The 24,080-nt window shown below is 67.0% G+C and carries 18 protein-coding genes and 1 pseudogene; 12 read left to right on the top strand and 7 right to left on the bottom strand.

The window, feature by feature from the left end; translation table 11 throughout:
• The first annotated feature begins 67 nt into the window (after positions 1-67).
• From QX094_RS13130 to QX094_RS13095, 8 genes are all read left to right on the top strand, one after another.
• Positions 68-355 carry a GIY-YIG nuclease family protein gene (locus QX094_RS13130; protein WP_316183720.1) on the top strand — a complete coding sequence of 96 codons (288 nt, stop codon included), beginning with the start codon at positions 68-70 and terminating at the stop codon, positions 353-355.
• A 63-nt stretch (positions 356-418) separates the two neighbouring features.
• Positions 419-1,555 carry a DNA replication/repair protein RecF gene (gene recF, locus QX094_RS13125; RefSeq protein WP_315751815.1) on the top strand — a complete coding sequence of 379 codons (1,137 nt, stop codon included), beginning with the start codon at positions 419-421 and terminating at the stop codon, positions 1,553-1,555.
• Between the two features lie 131 nt (positions 1,556-1,686).
• Positions 1,687-3,828, top strand: a complete 2,142-nt coding sequence (locus QX094_RS13120; RefSeq protein ID WP_315825635.1) for a hypothetical protein — start codon at positions 1,687-1,689, stop codon at positions 3,826-3,828.
• 282 nt (positions 3,829-4,110) lie between these two features.
• Positions 4,111-6,546, top strand: a complete 2,436-nt coding sequence (gyrB, locus tag QX094_RS13115) for a DNA topoisomerase (ATP-hydrolyzing) subunit B (protein ID WP_316187944.1) — start codon at positions 4,111-4,113, stop codon at positions 6,544-6,546.
• A 173-nt stretch (positions 6,547-6,719) separates the two neighbouring features.
• Complete coding sequence (murA, locus tag QX094_RS13110; RefSeq protein WP_315715017.1) at positions 6,720-8,015, top strand: UDP-N-acetylglucosamine 1-carboxyvinyltransferase; 1,296 nt, start codon at positions 6,720-6,722, stop codon at positions 8,013-8,015.
• 176 nt (positions 8,016-8,191) lie between these two features.
• Entirely contained in the window at positions 8,192-9,349 is a 1,158-nt protein-coding gene (locus QX094_RS13105; RefSeq protein ID WP_315759740.1) for an IS481 family transposase, read from the top strand.
• Positions 9,350-9,433: 84 nt separating this feature from the next.
• A complete protein-coding gene (locus QX094_RS13100; RefSeq protein ID WP_315825636.1) occupies positions 9,434-9,913 on the top strand; it encodes a DUF2867 domain-containing protein in 480 nt (159 codons plus the stop codon).
• A 767-nt stretch (positions 9,914-10,680) separates the two neighbouring features.
• Positions 10,681-12,066, top strand: a complete 1,386-nt coding sequence (locus tag QX094_RS13095) for an MATE family efflux transporter (protein ID WP_316173554.1) — start codon at positions 10,681-10,683, stop codon at positions 12,064-12,066.
• Between the two features lie 5 nt (positions 12,067-12,071).
• Here QX094_RS13095 and QX094_RS13090 read toward each other — a convergent pair whose 3' ends face one another.
• Positions 12,072-13,214: an FUSC family protein gene (locus QX094_RS13090; RefSeq protein ID WP_315715012.1), complete on the bottom strand. Its 1,143-nt coding sequence runs from the start codon at positions 13,212-13,214 to the stop codon at positions 12,072-12,074.
• 121 nt (positions 13,215-13,335) lie between these two features.
• Between QX094_RS13090 and QX094_RS13085 the strand changes: the two genes are divergently transcribed.
• Positions 13,336-14,706 carry an MmgE/PrpD family protein gene (locus QX094_RS13085; RefSeq protein WP_316173552.1) on the top strand — a complete coding sequence of 457 codons (1,371 nt, stop codon included), beginning with the start codon at positions 13,336-13,338 and terminating at the stop codon, positions 14,704-14,706.
• An 8-nt stretch (positions 14,707-14,714) separates the two neighbouring features.
• Here the strand turns inward: QX094_RS13085 and QX094_RS13080 are convergent, their stop codons facing one another.
• Positions 14,715-16,121 carry a serine hydrolase gene (locus QX094_RS13080; protein ID WP_316170048.1) on the bottom strand — a complete coding sequence of 469 codons (1,407 nt, stop codon included), beginning with the start codon at positions 16,119-16,121 and terminating at the stop codon, positions 14,715-14,717.
• Positions 16,122-16,262: 141 nt separating this feature from the next.
• Positions 16,263-17,315, bottom strand: a complete 1,053-nt coding sequence (locus QX094_RS13075; RefSeq protein WP_316173550.1) for a helix-turn-helix domain-containing protein — start codon at positions 17,313-17,315, stop codon at positions 16,263-16,265.
• A gap of 140 nt (positions 17,316-17,455) precedes the next feature.
• On the opposite strand from QX094_RS13075, the gene QX094_RS13070 reads away from it, so the two are divergent.
• The 3 genes from QX094_RS13070 (at position 17,456) to QX094_RS13060 (ending at position 20,980) form a co-directional block, all read left to right on the top strand.
• Positions 17,456-18,373, top strand: coding sequence for a pirin family protein (locus QX094_RS13070; RefSeq protein WP_315715008.1), 918 nt, complete (start codon positions 17,456-17,458; stop codon positions 18,371-18,373).
• A 42-nt stretch (positions 18,374-18,415) separates the two neighbouring features.
• On the top strand, positions 18,416-19,330 hold the full coding sequence (locus QX094_RS13065; RefSeq protein ID WP_316173548.1) for a phosphoribosylaminoimidazolesuccinocarboxamide synthase: 915 nt from the start codon (positions 18,416-18,418) through the stop codon (positions 19,328-19,330).
• Between the two features lie 951 nt (positions 19,331-20,281).
• Positions 20,282-20,980, top strand: a complete 699-nt coding sequence (locus QX094_RS13060; RefSeq protein ID WP_315825640.1) for an alpha/beta fold hydrolase — start codon at positions 20,282-20,284, stop codon at positions 20,978-20,980.
• Here the strand turns inward: QX094_RS13060 and QX094_RS13055 are convergent.
• From QX094_RS13055 to QX094_RS13040, 4 genes and pseudogenes are all read right to left on the bottom strand, one after another.
• Positions 20,977-21,654, bottom strand: coding sequence for a nitroreductase (locus QX094_RS13055; protein WP_315751798.1), 678 nt, complete (start codon positions 21,652-21,654; stop codon positions 20,977-20,979). The genes QX094_RS13060 and QX094_RS13055 overlap by 4 nt on opposite strands.
• A gap of 120 nt (positions 21,655-21,774) precedes the next feature.
• Positions 21,775-22,443, bottom strand: a pseudogene (locus QX094_RS13050) (HAD hydrolase-like protein).
• 4 nt (positions 22,444-22,447) lie between these two features.
• Positions 22,448-23,077 (bottom strand): glutathione S-transferase, encoded by a 630-nt coding sequence (locus tag QX094_RS13045; RefSeq protein ID WP_316173546.1) that lies wholly within the window; start codon positions 23,075-23,077, stop codon positions 22,448-22,450.
• 56 nt (positions 23,078-23,133) lie between these two features.
• Entirely contained in the window at positions 23,134-23,817 is a 684-nt protein-coding gene (locus QX094_RS13040; protein ID WP_315825642.1) for a phytanoyl-CoA dioxygenase family protein, read from the bottom strand.
• Positions 23,818-24,080 lie beyond the last annotated feature (263 nt).

The raw sequence follows: 24,080 nt of genomic DNA, 5'->3' as shown, positions 1-24,080 counted from the left end.
CGAGACTTCTGCGAGATCGAGTTTAACCCGTCATGGCCGGGCTTGACCCGGCCATCCATCCTTACAAATGGCCTACTGGGTTTACATCCTCGCGAGCAAGCCGGGCGGCACGCTGTATGTCGGCGTGACCAATGATCTCGTCCGGCGCGTCTATGAGCACCGCGAAGGTCTCGCCGAGAGCTTTACGCGCCGCTATGGCATCGAGCGCCTCGTCTATTTCGGGGCGCATGAAACAATCGCGGCGGCGCTGCAACGTGAGAAGAACATCAAGCACTGGTCACGCGAATGGAAGGTCGACTTGATCGTCGCAAACTACCCGGACTGGCGCGATCTCTATGATGAAATGGTCCGCTGACGCGGACGATGGATTGCCGGGTCAAACCCGGCAATGACAGAACTGGGCTTGCAACTCCACCCCATGACCCCCTCCCGCATCCACCGTCTCGCGCTGACGCATTTTCGCAGCTATCGCGCTGCCAGCGTCAGCGTGCAGGCGGACATGGTCGCGCTGGTCGGGGCCAACGGCGCCGGCAAGACCAATTGCCTGGAGGCGATCTCGTTCTTCGCGCCGGGCCGCGGCCTGCGCCGTGCCACCCTGGAGGACGTCGCCGACAACCAGGGCGACGGGTCGTGGGCGGTCTCGGCGGAGGTCGAGGGCGCGCTGGGGCTGACGACCTTCGGCACCGGCATCGAGCCGCCGCGCAGCGATGCGAGCACAACACGCCGCTGCCGCATCGACCGCGAACCGGTCGGCTCGGCGGCCGCCTTCGGCGATCACATCCGCATGGTGTGGCTGACGCCTTCGATGGACGGCCTGTTCATGGGCGCGGCCTCCGAGCGGCGGCGCTTCTTCGACCGCCTGGTGCTCGCGATCGACAGCGAACATTCGAGCCGGGTGTCGGCGCTGGAGCGCTCGCTGCGCTCGCGCAACCGGCTGCTCGAGGTCCGCAATTTCGACGATCATTGGTGTGACGCGATCGAGCGCGAGACCGCGGAGCTCGCGGTCGCCGTCGCCGCGAGCCGCGGCCAGACCGCGGTGAAGCTCGCCGCGATGCTGCGCCAGCGCGGACAAGCCTCGGCGTTCCCGTCCGCCGAGATCGCGCTCGACGGCTGGATGGAGAATGCGCTGCTGAGCGAGCCGGCCCTCGCCGTCGAGGACCGCTATCGCGCTGTCCTGCGCGACAATCGCGCGCGCGATGCCGCCGCCGGCCGCACGCTCGACGGTCCGCATCTCACCGATCTCCATGTCGTCTATGCGCCGAAGAGCATGCCGGCGCGCGACGCGTCGACCGGCGAGCAGAAGGCGCTGCTGATCGGCCTCATCCTTGCGCATGCGACCTTGGTCGCCGAAACCACCGGCATCGTGCCGATGCTGCTGCTCGACGAGATCGTCGCCCATCTCGATCCCGGCCGCCGCACCGCTTTGTTCGCCGAGCTCGGCACGCTCGGTGCCCAGGTATGGCTGACCGGCGCCGATCCCGCGGCGTTTGCCGAACTACGCGAGCTCGGCGAGATCTTCGACGTCGAGGCGGGGCGGATCAGCGCGCGGCGGTAGCTCATTCCGCCGTTGAACCTATCAGTTCGCCGGTTCGACTAGTTGTCGTTGGATGGCACGCCGGCGCCAACCGCTCTCCTCCAGAGCCCGAGGGCACAAGCGCCCCGAACTCGAAATCCCGGAGATCGATGATGTCAGAGCTTTGGCAGCAGGCCATCGCCGCGCCGCGGCTGAGTCGGTTTGCGTGCGGGCTGTTGCTGCTCGCGAGCTGTGCCGGACCTGCGCGCGCCGACGACGCCATCGTCGACGTCCACGCGCTGCCGCGGCTCGAGGGTGCGGTGGAAGACACGTCGCATCCCGATCGCTACCGCGCCATCTATCGTCTGCCGGCGCCTGTCGCAGCGGCCAATGCCGCCACGCAGCAGTTGCTCGGCGCCGACGGCTGGGTGCGCTATGTCAGGCCGCTCGAAGAGCGCAATCCGACGCTCAGCTACAAGAAGGACAAGCAGGGGCTCCTGGTCTTCTTCACAGGCAGCGCCGGCCGCGCCGGGCAGTCGGAGGTGACCTACTCGCCGCAGCGGATCTACGCCAATTTGCCGTTCCCCGATGGCGCTGCTGACATCGTGTTCGACGAGACGCGGCCTTATCTGTCATGCATCGCGCCGATGACGCTGGATGCGGCGCTGACCTTGTTCCGCAAGGAGATGTCCGCCCTCGGCTGGCAGCCGCTGACGGCCGAGGCCGCCGCGCGCTGGCCCAATGCCGATCTGGGCGAGACCGCGCCGGGCGGCGTGCGCGCCTTCTACGGCCATGACGACGGCGACGGTTATCGCCGGCAGAATCCGGTGATGCTGACGCTGACCCGGCGCGACGACGGCCGGACCCATGTCGAGATCCGGATCGCGCCATTCGCGCTACCCTCCACCCTCGAAGCCGGCGACGACCACGCCGGCCTGCCGATGCCGAAGCCGACCAAGTGGTCGCAAAGCCTCGGCAGCGCGGCCTCGTCGAGCCGCCAGGCCAATGGCGCCGTCATCGCCGAGCTGCCGGCCGTGCTCGCCTTCTACACGCGGGAGATCCCCGCGCGCGGCTGGCGGATCGAGACGGCCGGTCCGGGAACGCCGGACGAGGTCACGCTCAAGGTCGTCGCGCCCGAGGACAACGGGACGCTGAAGCTGTCCCGCAAGTACGATCTCACCATGGTCGAGCTGTCGATGCGCACCACCGAAGCCGCCCTGGCCGCCCGCGCCAAGGCGAAGAAGGACGCCGACGACAGGTTCATGGCGGATGCCGCCGCGATGGCCAAGCAGGTGATCGCCGCCGACGAGGCGCGCCGCGCCGTGCAGGCCGGCGCCATGTCGGATGCGCCCGTGAAGCCGCTGGCCGGCAATCCGGCGCCGATCGCGCTGCCCGAGACCGCCGAGGCCGTGAGCTTCGATGGCGACCGGGGACAGCTCGCGTTCAAGTCGGCTTCGTCGGTGAAGACACTCGCCGGCTTCTTCCGTTCCACGTTGAAGACGGCCGGCTGGAAGGAGGCGCCGACCGTGATCGACAATCCGACCATGGCGCGCCTGGAGTTCTCGGCGAAGGGCAAGTCGGTGGCGTTCACGATCATGCAGATGGGCCCCAAGGTGAACGTCACGGCCGACGGCACCGGCCTGCTCGCCGCCGCCAGGCCTTCGGCCGCGGCCCGACCGGCCAAGGACGCGACGCCGCTCGAGGCCGATCCCGACTCGGCGCTGCCGGTGCCGAAGCAGCACAGCGCGACCGCGCTGTCGCGGTCCAGGGCGCCGGGAATGGACACGCCGCTGCGGCTGGAGCTGGAGGCCAGCGTCCCGGCCGAGCTCGGTGCCGTCACGGCCTTCTACCGCGCCGAGCTGACCAGGCTCGGCTGGCGGGAGAAGCCCGAGGACGCGCAGGCCAGCCCCGATCGGGTCCGGCTCACCTTTACCTCGTCGCAGGGACCCGCCGTGCTCACGCTCGGGCGCGCCAAAGGCGAGACCTCGGTCAACCTGGTGCAAAGGAATGCAGAAGCGGCGGCCAAGGCCGGCATCCTGCCGAAGCCTGGCCGGGCCAAGCTGATGCTCGGCAATATCGGCGACACCGACGCCGTGCTGACCATCAACGGGCAGACGATCAGGATCGCGGCCGGCACCGGCAGCCCGCAATCGCCCAAGGGCCCGCTGCTCGACCTGCCGCCAGGCAAGCACCGCTACGAGCTGAAGATCGCCCGCCGGCCCGCCGTGATCGACACGCTGGAGCTCGCCGCCGGCGATGCCTGGGGCCTCATGGTTGGCCCGGGTGGCACCGCCCTGCCGCTCCCGCTCTACTGAGGCGGCACCTGCCGCGTCACGCGTGACTCGTGCCCTGAATCGCACGCGAAAGCGCCCCGCTGCACGCCTCAAAACCAGCCGCGGGAATGGCCTGAATCCGGCTTTCGGAGGGGACGAAAACGACCCTCGCCAGGCCTTGAAAAACCGTTAAAAAGCGCTATCTCTTCAATGTCTTACGACGGGCCACTTTGCGCTAGGCGCGTGGCTTCTTTCGTGAGAGAAAGAGCGCTCTCGGCATGCGATCTGCAATGCCGATTCGACCACCCCTTCCGAAGGCCCCACATGACCGAACCCGCCCGGCAAACCATCGCCGACAACGAGCCTGCAACCGCGAACGAATACGGCGCAGAATCGATCCGGGTGTTGAAGGGCCTGGATGCCGTGCGCAAGCGCCCGGGCATGTATATCGGCGACACCGATGACGGCTCCGGCCTGCATCACATGGTCTACGAGGTCGTCGACAACGCGATCGACGAGGCGCTGGCTGGTCACGCCACCGCGGTCGAGGTGGTGCTCAATCCGGACAATTCGGTCACCGTGCGCGACGACGGCCGCGGCATTCCCGTGGACATTCACAAGGGCGAAGGCGTGTCCGCCGCCGAGGTCATCATGACCCAGCTGCACGCCGGCGGAAAGTTCGACCAGAACTCCTACAAGGTGTCCGGCGGACTGCACGGCGTCGGCGTCTCCGTCGTCAACGCGCTGTCGAGCAAGCTGCAGCTTCGGGTCTGGCGCGACGACAAGGAGCATCTCATCGAGTTCGCCCATGGCGACGCGATTGCGCCGCTGGAAGTGGTCGGCGAGGCCAAGGGCAAGCGCGGCACCGAGGTGACGTTCCTGGCCTCGACGGAGACCTTCAAGAACGTCGAATACGACTACGCGACGCTCGAGCATCGCCTGCGCGAGCTCGCCTTCCTCAATTCCGGCGTCAACATCGTGCTCTCCGACATGCGCCACGCGGTCGAGAAGCGCGAGGAGATGCATTACGACGGCGGCGTCGAGGAGTTCGTCAAATATCTCGACCGCAACAAGAAGGCGATCGTTCCGGCGCCGATCATGGTGCGCTCGGAGGTCAACGGCATCACGGTGGAAGCTGCGCTGTGGTGGAACGACAGCTATCATGAGAACGTGCTGTGCTTCACCAACAACATCCCGCAGCGTGACGGCGGCACCCATCTCGCCGGCTTCCGCGGCGCGCTGACGCGCCAGGTCAACGGCTACGCCGAGGCCAATGCGAAGAAGGAGAAGATCGCGCTGACCGGCGACGACTGTCGCGAGGGTCTCACCGCCGTCCTTTCCGTGAAGGTGCCGGATCCGAAATTCTCGTCGCAGACCAAGGACAAGCTGGTGTCCTCGGAAGTGCGTCCCGTGGTCGAGAACGTTCTGAACGAGGCGCTCGCCGCCTGGTTCGAGGAGCATCCTGGCGAGGCCAAGACCATCGTCGGCAAGGTGATCCAGGCCGCGGCGGCACGCGAGGCCGCGCGCAAGGCGCGCGAGCTGACCCGCAAGAGCCCGCTCAGCGTCTCCTCGCTGCCCGGCAAGCTCGCCGACTGCCAGGAGAAGGATCCGGCCAAGTCCGAGCTCTTCATCGTCGAGGGTGACTCGGCCGGCGGCAGCGCCAAGCAGGGCCGCAACCGCGAGTTCCAGGCGGTGCTGCCGCTGCGCGGCAAGATCCTCAACGTCGAGCGCGTGCGCCCCGACAAGATGCTGTCGAGCGAGCAGATCGGCACCCTGATCACCGCGCTCGGCACCGGCATCAGCGACGAGTTCTCGATCGACAAGCTGCGCTATCACAAGATCATCGTGATGACGGACGCCGACGTCGACGGCGCCCACATCCGCACGCTGCTGCTGACCTTCTTCTACCGGCAGATGCGCGAGATCATCGATCGCGGCCACCTCTACATCGCCCAGCCGCCGCTCTACAAAGTCACGCGCGGCAAGTCCGAGCAGTATTTGAAGGACGAGCGCGCGCTCGAGGACTATTTGATCGGCACCGGCCTCGACGATTGCGTGTTCAAGACAGCGGAAGGCGAGGAGCGCAAGGGGCGTGACCTCCTGGCGCTGGTCGAGGAAGCGCGTCTCGTCCGCAACATCCTGCGTAACCTGCACACGCGCTACGACCGCAAGGTCGTCGAGCAGGCCGCGATCGCCGGCGTGCTGCGCCCGGATATCACCCGCGACATCCCGACGGCGGACGCCGCGGCCGCCTACATCGCAAAACGGCTCGACGTGCTGGCCGACGAGGTCGAGCGCGGCTGGATCGGCCACTTCGTCGAGGGCCAGGGCTTCGCCTTCGAGCGCACCGTGCGGGGCGTCAAGGACGTTGCCGTCATCGACGACGCATTGCTCGCGTCCGTCGATGCCCGCAAGCTGGACGAATATGCGGCCCGCCTGCAGGAGGCCTATGCGAAGCCCGGCGCCTTGCGCCGTGGCGACGTCCAGACCGTGATCCATGGCCCGGTCGATTTGTTCGAGGCGGTCACCGATGCCGGCCGCAAGGGCATCAACATGCAGCGTTACAAAGGCCTCGGCGAGATGAACCCGCAACAGCTCTGGGAGACCACGCTCGACACCGAGGCCCGTACGCTGCTCCAGGTGAAGGTCAAGGAGGTCGACGAGGCCGACGACATCTTCACCAAGCTGATGGGTGACGTGGTCGAGCCGCGCCGCGAGTTCATCCAGGACAACTCGCTATCGGCCAACGTGGACGTGTAGTCGCGACGTCCAGCTCGAGGATACTCCGCACTGGCGCGATAGACGACCAGGCGCACCCTGAGTCTGCGGAGCAGTGGCCTGCCCGTCCCTTCCGTGTTAATTCCGTTGAAGATCGATGTTCCGCTTTCGCCGGTCCCCGGGCGAATCACCATCTCAGAACGGACTTTTCGCGCATGGCGCCCATTCAATACATCGTCGAGGGGGGTCACCGGCTCAAGGGCGCGATCGAGCCGTCCGGCAACAAGAACGCCGCGCTGCCGATCATCGCCGCCGCGCTGCTGACCGAGCATCCGGTCACGCTCGACAACGTGCCGCGCATCCGCGACACCGAGACGCTGGTCGAGCTGGTGCGCTCGGTCGGCGCCTCCGCCGAATGGCGCGGCCGGAACAGGCTCACGATCCATGCCAAGGAGATCCGCGCCGCGGACCTCGATCCGGACCTCTGCGCGCGCATCCGCGCGTCGATCCTGCTGGCAGGGCCCCTGCTCGCCCGCTGCGGCGAAGTGGCGCTGCCGCCGCCAGGCGGCGACGTCATCGGCCGCCGCCGCCTCGACACGCATTTCCTCGCCTTCGAGCAGCTCGGCGCCACCGTCACCGCAACCGACAAGATCGAGCTGCGCGCCTCCGGCCTCAAGGGCGCCGACGTCTTCCTGGACGAGCCCAGTGTCACCGCGACCGAGAACGCGCTGGTGGCCGCGGTGGCCGCCCACGGCACGACTTACTTGCGCAACGCCGCCTCCGAGCCGCACGTGCAGGATCTTGCGCATTTCCTGGTGGCGCTCGGGGCCAACATCGAGGGCATCGGCACCAACACGATGGTGATCCATGGCGCCAGCACGCTGGGCCAGGCGAGCTACTCGATCCAGCCCGATCACATCGAGGTCGGCTCGCTGATCGGCCTTGCCGCCGTGACTCGCTCTCCCTTACGCATCGTGCGCGCCGGCACCGAGCATCTCCGCTCGATCCGCATGGGCTTCGAGCGGCTCGGCATCGTCTGCGAGGTTGCCGGCGACGATCTCATCGTGCCCTCGGAGCAGACGCTGCGGATCAAGGACGATTTCGGCGGCCACGTGCCGAAGCTGGAGGACCAGCCCTGGCCGGCCTTTCCCGCCGACCTGATGTCGATCGCGCTCGTCACCGCCACGCAATGCGAGGGCGTGATCCTGATGTTCGAGAAGATGTTCGAGTCGCGGATGTTCTTCGTCGACAAGCTGATCTCGATGGGCGCGCGCATCGTGCTGTGCGACCCGCACCGCGCCATCGTCGCCGGCCCCAGCCGGCTGCGCGGCGCCCGCGTCGTCTCCCCCGACATCCGCGCCGGCATGGCCATGCTGCTCGCCGCGCTGTGCGCCGAGGGGACCTCGTATATCGACAACGCCGACCAGATCGAGCGCGGCTACGAACGTATCGACGAGCGGCTGAATGCGCTGGGCGCCAAGATCACCCGCGTTCCGGAGCGCGGACGGTAGCGCTATTCGCGCAGGATCTCTCCGCCGTCATTGCGAGCGAAGCGAAGCAATCCAGAGTCCTTGCCCGCCCCTGGATTGCTTCGCTCCTGTTCAGCCCGGAGACATAGCTGACGGGTGTTCGGGGAGATGGTTGACACTTCAAAATCGGCTCGATTCGTCAAGCAGAGGGGCGAGCGATGCCGTGGCGAGAGGTGTCTGTCATGGACCAGCGACGAGAGTTTGTGATGCTTGCCAAGCAGGAAGGGGCGAACCGGCGGGAGCTGTGTCGGCGGTTCGGCATCAGCCCTCAGACGGGCTACAAATGGATCCAGCGGCATGACGCTGGGGACACGGCGCTGGCGGATCGGTCGCGGCGGCCTCATCGAAGTCCGGAGCGCACCGCGGCTGCGACCGAGCAGCAGATCGTCGCATTGCGCGATGCTCACCCGGCCTGGGGCGCGCGCAAGCTCGCACGGTGTCTTGAGCGTGATGGTCAAGCTGTCCCGGCGATATCCACCGTGCACACCATCCTGCGCCGCTACGATCGAGTGGTCGAGCCTGCAGGCACGCCCGGACAGCCCTACACGCGGTTCGAGAAGGATGCGCCCAATCAGCTGTGGCAGATGGACTTCAAGGGGCACAGTGCGCTGGAGAACGGTGTGTCCTGTCATCCGCTGACAGCGTTGGACGATCACTCCCGCTTCTCGTTGTGCCTGGCGGCTTGTGACAACGAGCGCGGCTCTACGGTCAAAGGACATTTGGAGACGACGTTCCGCCGTTATGGACTGCCGGATGCGATGTTCGTCGACAATGGTGGCCCCTGGGGATTTACCCTCGAAGACCCCTGGACCGCGTTGACGGTCTGGCTTCTGAAGCTCGGCGTTCGAACGATCCACAGCCGGCCCTACCATCCTCAGAGCCGCGGCAAGAACGAACGCTTCCACCGTAGTCTGAAGGCCGAGGTGTTTGCCTTCAGGCGCTACCGTGATCTTCCCGATGTCCAGCGGGCACTCGACGGATGGCGCTCTGTCTACAATCTCGACCGGCCGCACGAGGCCTTGAACTTCGACGTGCCGGCAAGCCGCTATCAACCGAGCCAACGTGCGATGCCCGACCGGCTTCCGATCGTCGAATACGACGAGGGTGAGAGCATCCGTTCCGTGTCGAGCACGAAGGCCTACGTCAGTTTCGAGGGGCGGCTCTGGAAAGTCCCGCAAGCCTTCCGAGGTGAGCGGCTGGCTATCCGGCCACTCAGTGCCGACGGAAAGTTCGGAATTTTCTTTGCCGCACATCAGATCGCAGCGATTGATCTGCGCGACCCCAAAACTGTCAACTATGTCCCCGAACAGGTGTAAGCTATGTCTCCGGGCTGAACACTCCGCTCGCAATGACGCGCTGATGGACCGAGGACCAAACACGACACGCGAGGCTCAGGGCGCATGACAATCAGCGAGATCACTCCAGATGTCGACCGTGACCGATGGCTCGCCGGTACTGACTTCGCCGATGCCTTCCGCATCACGATCGACGGCGCGGTTCTCGATGCCCGCACCGCCGCCGAACGCATGCTCGGTCACGCGCCCTGGTGGATGGCGGCGCTCCTGAAGCTCCGCAACCTGCTGGTCAGGCCCTTCGGTCTGAAGACCTCGGGCGCGGACCCAGGCAACCCACGTCCTCTGATCGGGATGTTTCCGGTCGTGGACGAAACGCCGCAACGAATCGTGCTCGGCTTCGACGACAAGCATCTGGATTTTCGTGTCCTGGTCGACGTGGTCTCTCATCGCGCGACCACGCAAGTAACAGCGAGCACTCTGGTGCAGACCCACAACGCTCTCGGCCGCGTCTATCTCGCCGTGATAAAGCCGTTTCACCGCCTCGTCGTGAAGGCGATGCTCCGGCAGGTCGCAACGGCCGCCTGATTCCGCGCAAGTCTTCGACCCGCTGCCGCGCCGGCTCTCCGTCCCCGGATTGAATACTCCGCAAGCAATGACGGAGAACGCATCGAACCGCGCGGCAGCCCAGCCGAGCCACCGCGTTGCGTTTTGCCGGTTTTCAGAATTTTTCGCTTGCTTCTATTTCGAAAATCAGAAACAATGCACCCGTCCCGTCCTCATGAGAGGGGCGCTTCGCGATCGTCACGGACCGTTGAGGGTGGGATGCGATGGATGCGGCGGCTCACAGCGCGCACTTGGGGTTTCCTCGAGGCTGGCGCGTGGACGAAGGGGCTGTCGCATACGGCGAAATCGTATGGTCCTGGCCTCCCGATGCTGAGGTCAAGCCGGCGGGCGATCCGCAGGTGACGGGGGCAAACAAGCCCGGTCCCCGGGGAGAGTACGTATAAGCCGTTCCAACCATGGCGCAGGGAAGGCCGGATGTGCGGCCCACCTGTGGTGACTGCCGCCTGCTACTTCTTTTGCAGGCGGGCCATGGGTGTGGTCAAGCACCCGGCCTTCCCTGCCCCTCTTCCTGTTCGAGGGGAGCAAATCGAGCATCACCCGGGCACGGCGTGCCGCGGGAACGCGTGTGGCCGTCCGATCCGATCTGGTTTGGCACGAGAGCAGTTCTCGACCTCCATCGCGAACCCAAGCTCCAACGATGACGTTGCCGCGACGCTCTCGTCTCGCACCGCCCAGGACGACGACGGCGTGATGTGCACGTCACTGCGGGGACTGCTATAGCCTCGATCATGACCTCGACAGCTGGAACCGACCACGCGCCGCCGCCGGCCGCGCCGACATCTTCTCTCGCCCTCGAACTCTGGGAGACGGTCCGCCTGGCCGCGCCGATGGCGCTGACCCAGCTGTCGCAGATCGCGATGATGTCGACCGATCTCGCCTTCATCGGCCGGCTCGGCGGCGATGCCGTTGCAGCGGCGGCGTTAGCGGGCACCGTCTACTTCGTCGGCTCCACCTTCGGCATGGGTCTGATGTCGGCGGTGGCACCGCTCGCCGCGCAGGCGTTCGGGGCGGCCGACGCCGGGCTGGTCCGGCGCGCGCTGCGTGTCGGGCTGTGGGCCGGGCTGTTCATCGCGTTGCCGATCATGCTGATCGCGCTGAACGGCGAGATCATCCTGCTCGCACTCGGACAGGCGCCGGACGTGGCGCATCTCGCGCAGGACTATCTCGCCGGTCTCGCCTGGGGGATCGCGCCGATGCTGTGGTTCCTGGCGCTGCGCAGCTTCATGGGCGCCGTCAACCGCCCCGAGCCGGTGCTTTGGATCACCCTGGCCGCGATCCCGCTCAACGCGCTGCTGGTCTATCCGCTGCTCTACGGCCACTGGGGTTTTCCGCAGCTCGGCCTGACCGGCGTCGGCCTCGCCACCTCGACCGTCAACCTCGGAACGTTTCTTGCCGGTCTGTGGTTCGCCGCGTTGCGCCCGCCGTTCCGCGACTATCATGTCCTGGCCCGGCTCGGGCGCATCGACTGGCGGCTGATGCGGCAGCTCCTGATCATCGGCGCTCCGATCTCGCTGTCGTTCCTGCTCGAATATGGCCTGTTCTCGGCGGCGGCGATCCTGATGGGGCTGATCAGCACGGCCGCTCTCGCCGCGCATCAGATCGCGCTGCAGATCACGGCGATCCTGTTCATGGTGCCGTTCGGCATCAGCATGGCTGCGACCGTACGCGTCGGCCATGCGGCCGGCCGCAACGATGCGCACGGTGTGCGCCGCGCCGGCCTGATGGCGATGCTGCTCGGCCTCGTCCTTGCCATGCTGTTCACGCTCGGCATCATCCTTGCGCGGTTCGAGATCGTGCAGCTGTTTCTTGGCGCCGGCCTCGCCGATGCCGCGGCGACTGTGGCACTTGCTGCCACGCTGCTCCTGGTCGGCACGACCTTCTTCATCACCGATGCGCTGCAAACCATCGCGGTCGGCGCGCTGCGCGGCATCAAGGACACGCGCATCCCGCTGCTGCTCGCCGTGCTCGGCTACTGGCTGATCGGCTTTCCCGCCTCCTATGCACTCGCGTTCCACACCGCGCTCGGCGCGACCGGGATCTGGATCGGCCTGTCGATCGGCACCGCCATCTATGCAGCCCTGCTGGTGCTGCGCTTCCTGCGGTTGTCGCGATGAGGAGATCAGGCCCCCGCTGTATCCGGCGTCTCGTCGCGCTCCGGTCGATGCGGCTTCCCGGTCGACGCTCCCGCCCATTCGGCGACGACGCGCTCGAGGTCGATCAGGTTCTGGCGCATCTGCTCCAGCGAGAAGCCGAGCGCGAAGAAGCGTTCGGCGGCGTCACCCGGCAGCCCCCGCGTGAGACCGTCGCTGCGGACGGCGGCGACCTCTTCCGCATAGGCCTTCACCGCGACGTGGATCGGCCAGATCGCCGGCGGGCCGGAACCGTTGCGGATGGCTGCGGCACAGCCGCGCAGATAGCTCGCGATGGCATCGCTGACGCGCGACACCGGTCCCGACAAGCGCGCCTGCAGCTCGGATGGCAGCGGCACCACGCTGGCACGGCCGATCATCACGACGTCGTGGCGCAGGCGCAGGATCGTCCGCAGCAGCGGGCCGGTATCGGCGCCGGAGGACAGCCGCGCCGAGCGCTCCCGCTCGGCCTCCGCTCCTGTCGCATTCAATTCGGTGAGCGCGGTACCGATGCCGTCCTGGATCCGGTGCAACGCGTCGTTGTCGCGGCCGCGCGACAGGCCGGCCAGCAGCTCGGTGAAGGCGGCTGCGATCAGTTCGAGCAGACGCCCCGCCGCGCTACGCATCTGCACATGCGCGCGCGACGGCAGCACGATGAACGAAACGGCGAGGCCGGTCAGCGCGCCGACCGCGACCTCGAACACACGGTCGATCGCCGATCCCAGCGGATCGAGATGGCCCATCGTGGGCACCAGCAGCACGATCACGGCCGTCACCGTCGCCGCGTTGAGACTTGGATTGATCGCGGCGATGAAGGCGAGCGGCGTCACCGCCAGGATCAGCATGCCGAGCAGTTGCAGTTCGCCCGAATGCGGGATGAAGACCGTAATGGCGCCGCCGTAGATCGCACCGCCGATGGTACCGAACATGTAGTCGCGCGTTGCCTTCAGCGAGCGCCCGACGCTGCCTTGCGTCACGATCAGCGAGGTCAGCACCGCCCACAGCGGCAGCTTCAGGTGGAAGGCCGTGGCGATCGCGAAGGCAAGCGTCGCCGCCACCGTGCCGCGGACCGCCAGCGACATCGGCGCCTTGCGGGCGCGCAACCGGCCGAACAGCCGTTTCAAGGACACCATCAGTCGCTCACCTCGAAAAGCACCAGCGCGATCGCGGCATGGCAGCTCCCCACCGGGCCGAACCGGCTTGAAAGGCGGAATCGGCTTGCCTACGGTCATTGCAACGATGCGAGGAAACACGATGGCCCAGGAAACCGCAACGCTCGCCGCCTATGTCGCGGAGCTGAAATATGACGATATCCCGCCCGAGGTGCTCGACCGCGCCAAGGTGCTGACGCTCGACTTCCTCGGCAGCGCCATCCGGGCCCGGCGCGAGGCGGAATCGACGCCGTCGGTGGTGAAGATGCTGGCGGCGCTGAAGCTCGATGCAGCGGGCGAGGCGACCGTATTCGGCGACGACAGAACCTGGACGCCGGCGGTGGCGGCGCTGCTCAACGGCACGATGGGCCATTCGCTCGACTTCGACGATACCCACGCCGATTCCTCGCTGCATCCGAGCGCGCCGGTGGTGCCGGCCGCCTTCGCCGTCGGCGAGATGGTCGGCGCCTCGGGCCGCGAGGTCCTGACCGCGATCGTCGCCGGTTACGAGGTGTGCTGCCGGCTCGGCAACGCGCTCGATCCGACCTCGCATTATGCCCGCGGCTTCCACCCGACCGCGACCGCCGGCACCTATGGCGCGGCGGCCGCCGCCGCCAAGCTGTTCGGGCTGTCGGAGCAGCAGTTGATCTACGCTTTCGGCGTCTCCGGCAGCCAGGCCGCGGGCTCGCTGCAGTTTCTCGTCAACGGCGCCTGGAACAAGCGCTATCAGGTCGGGGCGTCGGCGATGAACGGCGTGATCGCGGCGACGCTCGCCAAGAACGGCTTCGTCGGCGCGATCGAATCCGTCGAGGGCAAGCACGGCCTCCTCGTCGGCTACACCGACACGCCGCATCACGACAAGGCCGTCGCCGGGCTCGGCTCCACCTATGAGACGATGAAGATCGGCGTGAAGCCGTATCCGAGCTGCCGCTATACCCATGCAGCGATCGACGCCATCATCGCCCTGCGCCGCGAGCACAATCTGACGCCGGACCAGGTCAAGCGCGTCGAGATCGGCCTGCATCGCAACGGCATCACCCTGACGGGCGATGCCGCCACCAAACGCCATCCGACCTCGATCGTCGGCGGCCAGTTCTCGATGTTCTTCACCGGCGCGCTCGCGCTCGACCAGGGCCGCTTCGGCTGGGACGACTACACGCGCCTTGGTGACGCCGCGATCAATGCGCTGGCCGACAAGTTCGACGTCGTGCAGGACGACAAATTGGAGATCGGCCGCAGCCATCCGTTCGGCGCGCGCGTCACCATCACCACCGCGGATGGCGTGCACGAGCGGCTGCACGACGATCCTTCCGGCGAGCCGACCTCGTTCCCGACAGCACAGGCGATGAGCGACAAGTTTCTGACGCTGGCGCGGCCAGTGCTGAGCAGCCGGGCACAGAGCTTCGCCGACGCGATCCTGTCGCTGGAGCGATTCGAACGTGTCGAGCAGGCCACCGCTTTGGGAAGAGCATAACGCATGCGTCATTCTCCCTGCGTCGCCGCGATCACGTCGCTCACGAGCTGCGCGACGCCATCGGCCTCCGGCGGCCAGTTCACGGTGCGGCCGAAACGCGTGATGACGAGGCGCTCCGACGGGACGACGATGACATATTGGCCGAGCGTGCCCTTGGCGAAGAACGCGTCGCGCGGCCAGCCATGGGAGGTGCGGTAGTTGGCGCCAAAGCTGTCGCCACTGTTGGTCCAGAAGCCGGCGCCGAGGCCGACGAACGCGCCGGGCGTCGGCGCGCTGACATACGCGACCCAGCCCGCGGGCAGGATGCGCCGGCCGGCGACGACGCCGTCGTCGAGATAGAGCTGGCCGAGCCGCGCCCAGTCGCGCGCCGAGGCCAGCATCTGGCTCGATCCCTCCGGTGTGCCGGCGGCATCGAATTCGAGGGTGACGCTGGTCATGCCGAGCGGATCGAACAGCTCGCGATGCGCAAAACGCAGCACATCCGCAGCGCTGCCGCCGACGGCGTCGCGGATGAGATGAGAGAGGATGACGGTGTTGCCGTCGTGATAATTGCTGACCGCGCCCGGCGTGGTTTCGAGCGGCATGGTTTCGGCGAAGGCGGCGCGGTCCGTTTCGACGAATTTCATGCGGTTGACAGGCTCGAGCACAGAGAACAGCGAGGCCTGCAGCGAGCTGCCGAGCGCGAGGCCTGCGGTGTGGCGCAAGAGGTGATCGACGGTGATGGCGTGGCGCGGATCTTTGTCGTCCCGCCACGCCGCGATGGGCGCGGGCGTATGCAGCGCGAGCTTGCCCTGGCGGACGAGAATGCCGATCAAGGTCGCGGTCATCGACTTGGTCGCAGAGAAGCCGAGCAGCGGCGTGTCGAGCGTGAAGCCCTGGGCGTAGCGCTCGGCGATCACCTTGCCGTCCTTCATCACCAGGACAGCATGGGTATGCCGGAACGGCGGCGAGTCCGGCTCGGCAAAGGCGCGATCCAGCGCTGCCGCGAGGGCCGGAGTGACCGGCGCGACGACGCGTGGCGGAGCGATGTCGGGCAGCAAAGCGGGGGTTGGCGCAGCGGGCCGGATGGCCGGCCAATCCGCCGCTTCGCCATGGTCCATGTGGCAGCCGAGCCCGTCGCGATACACGGCCCGGCTCTGCCCGATCCCGAGCAGCGTCACGGTGACGTCCTTGGCGGCGCGATCGACGCGGACGTCCATCGCCCAGCTCAGCAGGCCGGCGCCGGGCATCGCGGCCCGGGTCTCGGAGAGCGTGCGGTCCGGGTCGAGACCGGAGACGAAGGTCTCCGAGCACAGGAGGCTGGCGATGAAGCCGGTTGCCACCTTCGGCACATCGCGGGCGCGGGCGCCGCCGACCGCCAGGGCGGTCAGCGCGGTGGTGGCAACGAGGGCAAGCAGCAGGCGGCGTCTGGTCATGAGGAGCTCCGGCAGTTGGATCTGCCGGACCAGACTGCGGCTGCGGCCCGGACGCTCGCCGATTTCGGAAATCATCCCAGCCGAGAATCGCCGGGATCTCGCCGATTCTGGAATTCCTCTGCAGTTTCAAGGCTGAACAGATCACGCCGCCGACAGCCTCATGCGCCGGTATTCGGTCGGCGTCACCCCGGTCACCGCCTTGAAGGCGCGGTTGAAGGGCCCAAGCGACTGGAACCCAGCGTCCATCGCGATGGTGATCACGGGCACCTCGGCCTGGGCGGGATCGGCCAGCGCGGCCTTGGCCTCCTCGATGCGGTGGGCGTTGAGGAAGGTGTTGAAGTTGCGGTAGCCGAGCTCGCCATTGATCAGCCGCCGCAGCCGGTATTCAGGAATGGAGAGCTTCGTCGCCAGCATGCCGATCGTGACGTTCTCCTGACGATAGATCCGCTCGTCCGCCATCAGCCGCATCAGCGCGTCCACCAACCTGCGGTCGGCGGCTTTCGGAGCCACCGCTTCGAGCGCCGCGGCCGGTGGCGCCTCCGGCGCGAGCACATCGCCGGCACCGACCTTGAGCAGCATCAGCGCAACGGCGCCGACCACGACCAAGAACATCGCCGCATTGACCACATTGGCGAGCTCCGACGGGCCGCTGCCGGCGGACGCCATCTGCAGCAGCGCATTGACACCACCGTAGGACAGCGCCGCGATCACGACGAAGGCGCGGATGCGCCGCCTTCCCTCGACGAGATCCGCCGCCCAGGAACGGATGGTCTGCGCCAAGGTCAGGCCGAGGAAGCCGAGAGCCAGCACATTATTGGCGACGATCACGAGCCGTCCATGTCCGGCAGGCCCCAGCACGAGACAGCTCAGCAGGCTGAAGCCGAACACCGCGAGCCAGATCAGGCCGTGCAGCCAACGCAACGCAAAGCCGTCGTCGAACAGCGCGCGGCAGAACAGCCAGAGCACGACGATATCGGCGGTCGCCACCGCAATCAGCGGCGCGGAAGCGAGCGATGGCGCGGCCGTGCCGCCGATGTTGAAGGTCGCGGCATGCGCGGCCGAGCCCAGCGCCAGCGCGATCGCGAGCCGGCCGCGCCATTGCCTGCCGAGATCGCGTCCCAGCGCGACGGCGAGCACGGCCAGCAGCGCGATGGCGGCGGCGCGAAGCGCGAGATCGAGGCTTTCGAGCGTCATCGTCACGGGTCCGTTGTCAGCGCCGGAACTCTAGGCCGGAGCTTCGCTTCGTTCAAATCGCGCGGATGCCGCGACCTCGTGCCCTGCCCTCGCCTTCGTGAAGCTGCTAAGCTCGCGCGACCACATTGCAGGAGCGCCCCATGAGCTGGCAGCCATCGATCGATCCCGAGTTCGGCGATCCCACCTCGTGCGATGCGCTGGAGCACGTCATCGTGCCGCGCACCCGCGATCTCGGCGACGGTTTTGCGGTGCGCCGCGCGCTGCCGCACGGCCGACGCCAGATGGTCGGCCCGTTCATCTTCTTCGATCATTTCGGCCCGGTGCAGTTCATGTCCGGCAAGGGCATGGACGTGCGGCCGCATCCGCATATCGGGCTTGCCACCGTCACCTATCTGTTCGACGGCGCCATCATGCATCGCGACAGCGAGGGCAACGTGCGGGAGATCCAGCCCGGCGCGATGAACCTGATGACGGCGGGCCGCGGCATCGCCCATTCCGAGCGCACGCCCGACCTGCAGCGGCAGAACGGGCAGAAGATGCTGGGCCTGCAGAGCTGGATCGCGCTGCCGGTCGAATCGGAAGAGATCGCGCCGAGCTTCCAGCACTACGCGGCGGACGCGCTGCCGACGGTCAGCGACACCGGCTTCTCCGCGCGCGTCATTGCCGGCAAGGCGTTCGGCGCGGCCTCGCCGGTGACGATGGTCTCGCCCTGGTTCTATGTCGAGGTCACGGCGCAGGCCGGCACGGTGGTGCCGCTCGATCCCGATCACGAGGAGCGCGCCATCTATATCGTCGATGGCGAGGTCGAGATCGCGCGCGAGCGCCACGAGGGCCCGCGGCTCCTGATCTTCCGCCCGGGCGACGCCATCAGCGTGCGCACGGTGAAGCCGACCCGGATGATGTTCCTTGGCGGCGACGCCCTGGAAGGGCCGCGGCACGTGTGGTGGAATTTCGTCTCCTCCAGCAAGGAGCGCATCGAGCAGGCCAAGCAGGACTGGAAAACCGGCCGCTTCGCCGCCGTTCCGCAGGAGCACGAGTTCATTCCGCTGCCGGAATAGGCTATTGCGGTCGCAACGCTCCCGTTTCGAAGGCTCTGCACGATGACCACGCTTCTCGCCAGCAATCTGCCGCTCCCGAAGATCGGCCGCGGCAAGGTCCGCGACATCTATGCCGTCGGCGACGACCGCGTGCTGCTGCTGACCACCGACCGGATCTCGGCCTTCGACGTCGTGATGAACGAAACCATCCCGATGAAGGGCGCGGTGCTGACGCAGATCTCGGCCTACTGGTTCAACGCGCTCGAAGGCGTGGTGCATCACCACATGATCTCGGCCGACACCGACACGATCATCGCGGAGGTGCCAGCGCTGGCGCCGCATCGCGACGAGATTCTCGGGCGCGCGATGCTGTGCAACCGCACCACCGTGTTCCCGATCGAATGCGTGATCCGCGGCTATCTCTCCGGCTCGGCCTGGAAGGAATATGCGGCCCATGGCACGCTGGCCGGCGAGCAGCTTCCCGCCGGCCTCGTCGAGAGCCAGAAGCTCGACCCCGCGATCTTCAGCCCCGCGACCAAGGCCGAGACCGGCCATGACGAGAACATCACCATTGCGCGAATGCGCGAGGTGGTCGGCGACGACACCGCGTTTACGCTGGAGAGCATGACGCGCGCGGTCTACACGCTGGGTGAAAAGCTGGCGCGCGAGCAGGGCATCATCATCGCCGACACCAAGTTCGAGTTCGGCCGCGACAAGGACGGTCACATCATCCTGATCGACGAGGTGATGACGCCCGACTCGTCGCGCTTCTGGGCCGTCGATGCCTATCAGCCGGGCCAGCCGCAGCCGAGCTTCGATAAGCAGCCGCTGCGCGACTATCTCGATGCCGAGCGCCGTGCCGGCCGCTGGAACGGCGACGCCCCCCCGCCGCCCTTGCCGCAGAGCGTGGTGGATGCGACCAGCCAGCGCTATCTGGAGGCGTTCCGGCGGGTGACGGGCAGCGAGCTGAAGATCTGAGCACTGCACGTCTCTCGCCGCGATCACGGAGCCGAAGGCAGTATTTTCTTCGGAGTGGGAGTCGAACTGGTACCGTATCGGCGGTGCGCTCCCCCGCCCCGCTTGCGGGGAGAGGGCTGGGGTGAGGGGGGCTCTCCATGCACACCAGACTCGCGGAGAGCCCCCGTCACCCGGATTGCATCTTCGATGCAATCCGACCTCTCCCCGCAAGCGGGACGAGGTGAGAACTGATCGTTCTGCGAGGCGCGTGCTCACATCAGCCAAGGCATCGTTGATCATCGGAGAGTTGCTAACGAGACGCGCTGCGTCGATCTCGCGGCCATGCTTGCCCGAGCTATGCTGATCGATCTCGCCCTCTGAAAATGCGAGGGCGCAGGGAAGGCCGGGAGCTGGCCGCCCCCATGGCCCGCGTGCGAAAGAAAATGCACGCGGCGGTCACCACAGGTTCAGCCGAGACATCCCGGCCCTCCCTGCGCGATGGGTTTAACGGCTGCTCCGTACTCTCCCCGGGGACCGGCTTGTTTGCCCCCGTCGCCCGCCACGACGCACGAACGTCATCGCGAGATTGGCGCCAGCATCGGGGCGCCAGGACCACACGGCTTGACCGTCCGCGCGCTGCCGTTCGTCAGCGCAAGAGCGCCTGACAGGCACGCGGCCACCGCTCCCCGCCTCTACGTATCGTGACGACGCGTACGCCCCTCTGCATGAGGACGGGATGCGCGGATAAGAACATGATTTCGGAAATAACGCAAGTCAAAAATTGATTGGTGATAGAGTAGCCCGACGGCCGGGGCCGTAAGGAGGGCAAAGGCGCAGCTATGCTGTCTCCGAACGTGATCGCGGTGGCGCCGTGCCCACCAAGTCGCTGATCGAGGGTGGGCACGCTGCCGCCCCACCGTACCGGCCGACCCATCCCGCGATGGTCACGATTAGGATGTGCTACAACATCATATGACGCCGACTACGACCATCGCCATCATCCTGCTGCCAGGAATGGACGGAACCGGAGAGCTCCTGAAGCCGCTTGCCGAGCGCCTGTCCGCGAACCGGCCGACGCAGATCATCGCCTACCCTCTCGATCGACCGCTCGATTACGACCAGCTCGCGACCTTCGTCAGTGAGCGGTTGCCGAGAGATCCCTTCGTCATTCTCGGCGAGTCGTTCTCCGGACCGATCGCCATCGAGATTGCAGCGACTGACGCGCGAGTCGCAGGGCTCATCCTTGCATCGAGCTTCGCGCGCCATCCGTTACCGGCCTGGCTTTCGCACGTCGCGTCGCTGCTCGATCTGAGATGGCTTCCATCAAACCTCTTCGCCGCGATGATCATGGGACGGATGGCGACACCGGAGCTCAGGCTGCAGCTGAAGGACGTCTTGAGATCGCTTCCTGCGGCAGTTCTTCAAGCACGCGCCAAGGACGCCCTTCGCGTCGACAAATGCGACCGGTTGGCCCTGACCAATTGTCCGGCGTTGTGCCTGCACGGCCGCGCGGATCGGCTCGTGGGCCGGCGACAGACCGCCGAGATCCTCACGGCACGCCCCGACTGCAAGCTGTGCGAGCTGGATGCACCGCACATGCTGCTGGCAACCCATGCCGAGGCCGCGGCGGCGGTGATCGACGATTTCTGCCGGCGCTTGGAGCGCAACTAGTCCTCGAACCCCACGAACACCGTCGCTTCCTTCACCGGCTTCCGCTCCGACACCACGGCGTTGGCCGGAAAATCATGATCGGGCCAGCCCAGCGCGATGCTCTTCATGATGACCTGGTCGTCGGCGATGCCGGCGTGCTCGCGGACCACGGGCGATTGCATGATGCCCTGGCTGTTGATGACGGCGCCGAGGCCGCGCGACCAGGCGGCGTTGACCAGCGCATTGGTGACGGCGCCGCAGTCGAACGGCGTGTCGTCGCTGCCGTCGAGCGCACGATCATAGGTCACGATGATGCAGACCGGTGCGTCGAACTGGCGGAAGCCGCGTAGCACCCAGTCCTGTCGCTTGTCCTTGTCGTCGCGCGCGATGCCCATGGCGGAGAACAACTGCTTGGCGACCTGCACCTGGCGCTCGCGATGCGCGCCCGCGAAGGGCTGGCCGATACGGAATTCACGCGACTGCGGGACGCCGGCGACCATCCGCTCGGTATTGCCGGCGCGGATGCGGTTCAGCGGCTCGCCGGTGATGACGTAGAAATTCCAGGGCTGGCTGTTCATCGACGACGGCGCGCGCATCGCAAGCCCGATGATCTCCTCGATCAGCGCCCGCGGCACCGGATCGGGCTTGTAGCCGCGGATGCTGCGGCGGCCGAGGATGACGTCGTCGAACTGCATGTGTGTGATAGTCCCGTGATGACCCCTGATCTGCCGGGAATATTCGCGGCTTTCCGGTTCCGGTGCAAGGTTGACGCGCGAACCGATCGGGTGTCGCGAACACAGGAGGTTGTGATCGAGCTAGACCTTCAGCATCGACAGCACGGCGCGCGCGAGATCGGCCGGACATTCCACGAGGCGGTCGGCGCCGGCCATCTCGAGCTCGTCGCGGCTGCCATAGCCCCAGAGCACGCCGAGGCTGCGCATCCTGACCGCGTGGGCGCCGGCAATGTCGTGGCGGCGGTCACCGACCATGATCGCGTCGGAGGGCGCGATATTCCGCGCGGTGAGAATATGCGCGAGCAGCTCCGGCTTGTGGTCCAGCAGGCCTGACGGCACCGAGCCGTGGATGGCGTCGAACAGCGACGCGAGATCGAGATGCTCGAGGATGCGGCGCGCAAACACCTCCCGTTTGGATGTCGCGAGATAGAGCCGCACCCCCGCGCCATGCATCTCGTGCAGCGCGTCCCGGATGCCGGCATAGAGTTCGCTGCCGAACAGTCCGCTCTCGCCTTAATGCTGGCGATAGGCGGTCACCGCTTCGTCGACCCGATCGTCGTCATACGCCTGCAGCAGCGCCCGCAACATGTCCTGCAGCGGCGGCCCGATGACACTGCGGATATCGAGCGTGTCGTCCGGTGCATGCCCGAGCGCGCGCAACGCCGCTAGGGCGCTCGCGGCGATGCCGGGCTGGGAGTCGATGAGAGTGCCGTCGAGGTCGAGCAGGACGGAGTGACGACCGAGGCTCATCATATCAAGCCTTCGCACTGGGACGGCTCGAAACTACACCATACCACCGCGCGAGATGGTGGAGGTGATCCGGTGGATCGAGCTTGGCGCGGACCGCGAAATCCACCGTCACCATGGCGCTGATGTCGACAATGGTGAAGTCGGGTCCGCAGACGAAGGCGTGGTCGGCGAGCCGCGCGTCGAGCCAGGCGAAGTAGTGCGCGACGCGCAGACGTCCCCGCTCCGCGAGCGCGGCAATCTGCTCGAGCGGCAACGGGCCGGGCAGAGCGCGATGCTCCAGCCCCGGCGCACTGTTCCGGAACGCTTCCTGGATGGCGTAGATGCCATCCCACTCGATCCGCCGCACCCAGCATTCGATGACGGCGCGCTCCTCCGCGCTGCGCCCCATCAGGGCCGGCTCGGGATGCAGTTCCTCGAGGTAGCGGCAGATCGCGATGATGTCGGTGATCGCAGCGCCGCTGTCGAGCTGCAGGACCGGCACCGTGCATTGCGGGTTCAGCGCGCGAAATTCCGGCCGGAACTGCTCGCCGGCGCGCAGGTCGAGCTGAACGGTGGGAATCGTGAGGCCCTTCTCGCTGAGGAAGATGCGCACGCGGCGCGGGCTTGGCGCGGTCGCGGAATCGTACAGCCTCATGAGCGTCCTCTCTGCGGAGTTTGGCTGGAAGGTTGAAAGCTGCGCGGATGGCGCGGCTACTCCGCGCCGAAGATTTCGTCCTGGTCCATGCGCACCGCACGCAAGGCGCGGGTCCGTCGCCACGCGTCGAGCTGCACCGAGGTGGCGTAGGTGATCAGCAGCGAGCGGCGGCGGGCGCCGCTGCGGTTGCGGGTCGCGCCGTGCAGCAGGTTGACGTCGAACAGCAGGATGTCGCCGGCTTCGCCTGTCGTGACCAACGGGGCGGCCTGCGCATCATCCGTGTCGCGGCGATGCGTGCCCGGCGCCACCCGCGTCGCGCCGTTGTCGGGGCCGAACGGATCGAGAAAGGCGAGCGCCGAGACGGCGTCGGTACGGAACCGGTCGACGCCGTCGCGATGCAACGGCTGCTGGCCGCCATCGGCGAGCGGCTCGCGGCCCTCGACTTGGCCGAGGAAGAACGGCGCCTTGAGAATGTGAGACACGGCCGCGAGCATCACCGGCAGCCGGCAGGCGCGCTGCACCGTGGCATCGAGATCGACCATCGCGTGGCGCCAGTCGCGGCCGCGCGGCACCGGCCATTGCTCGGATGGCAGCGTGCCCGCCTCGAACGCATCGCGCAGCGGCGGGAGCCAGTCCGCCGGAATCGCGCCGCGCAGCAGCAGATAACCGTCCGCATCGAGGCGGCGCGCATCCGCGTCCGGAAGCTGGCCGACACCGACGCGCGTGAAGGCTGCGGTCATGGTGAGCTCGCACATTGAGAGGTCGTGGTTCGCCGCGTCATGGTCGACGATCCGGCGCGTCTGGGCAAGCGGCTCGCTTACGCCCGTGCAGCCCGGTGGCGATTCGCGCCGTCGCATTCATCCGGTGGTGATGTCCATCGCCGCAGAAGACGCTGAGACGATGGGCCGCACTGCGGAACGGGCGGCTCGTAGCCGCAGTTCACCGTTCGTTAACCCTCTCGACCTACACCTCGTTAGCAACACTCTGCAACGATCCGACATAC

Origin of the sequence: Bradyrhizobium sp. SZCCHNS1050, assembly GCF_032484785.1 — a bacterium.
Taxonomy (GTDB): Bacteria; Pseudomonadota; Alphaproteobacteria; order Rhizobiales; family Xanthobacteraceae; genus Bradyrhizobium.
This window is presented reverse-complemented; position numbering and strand designations above follow the sequence as displayed.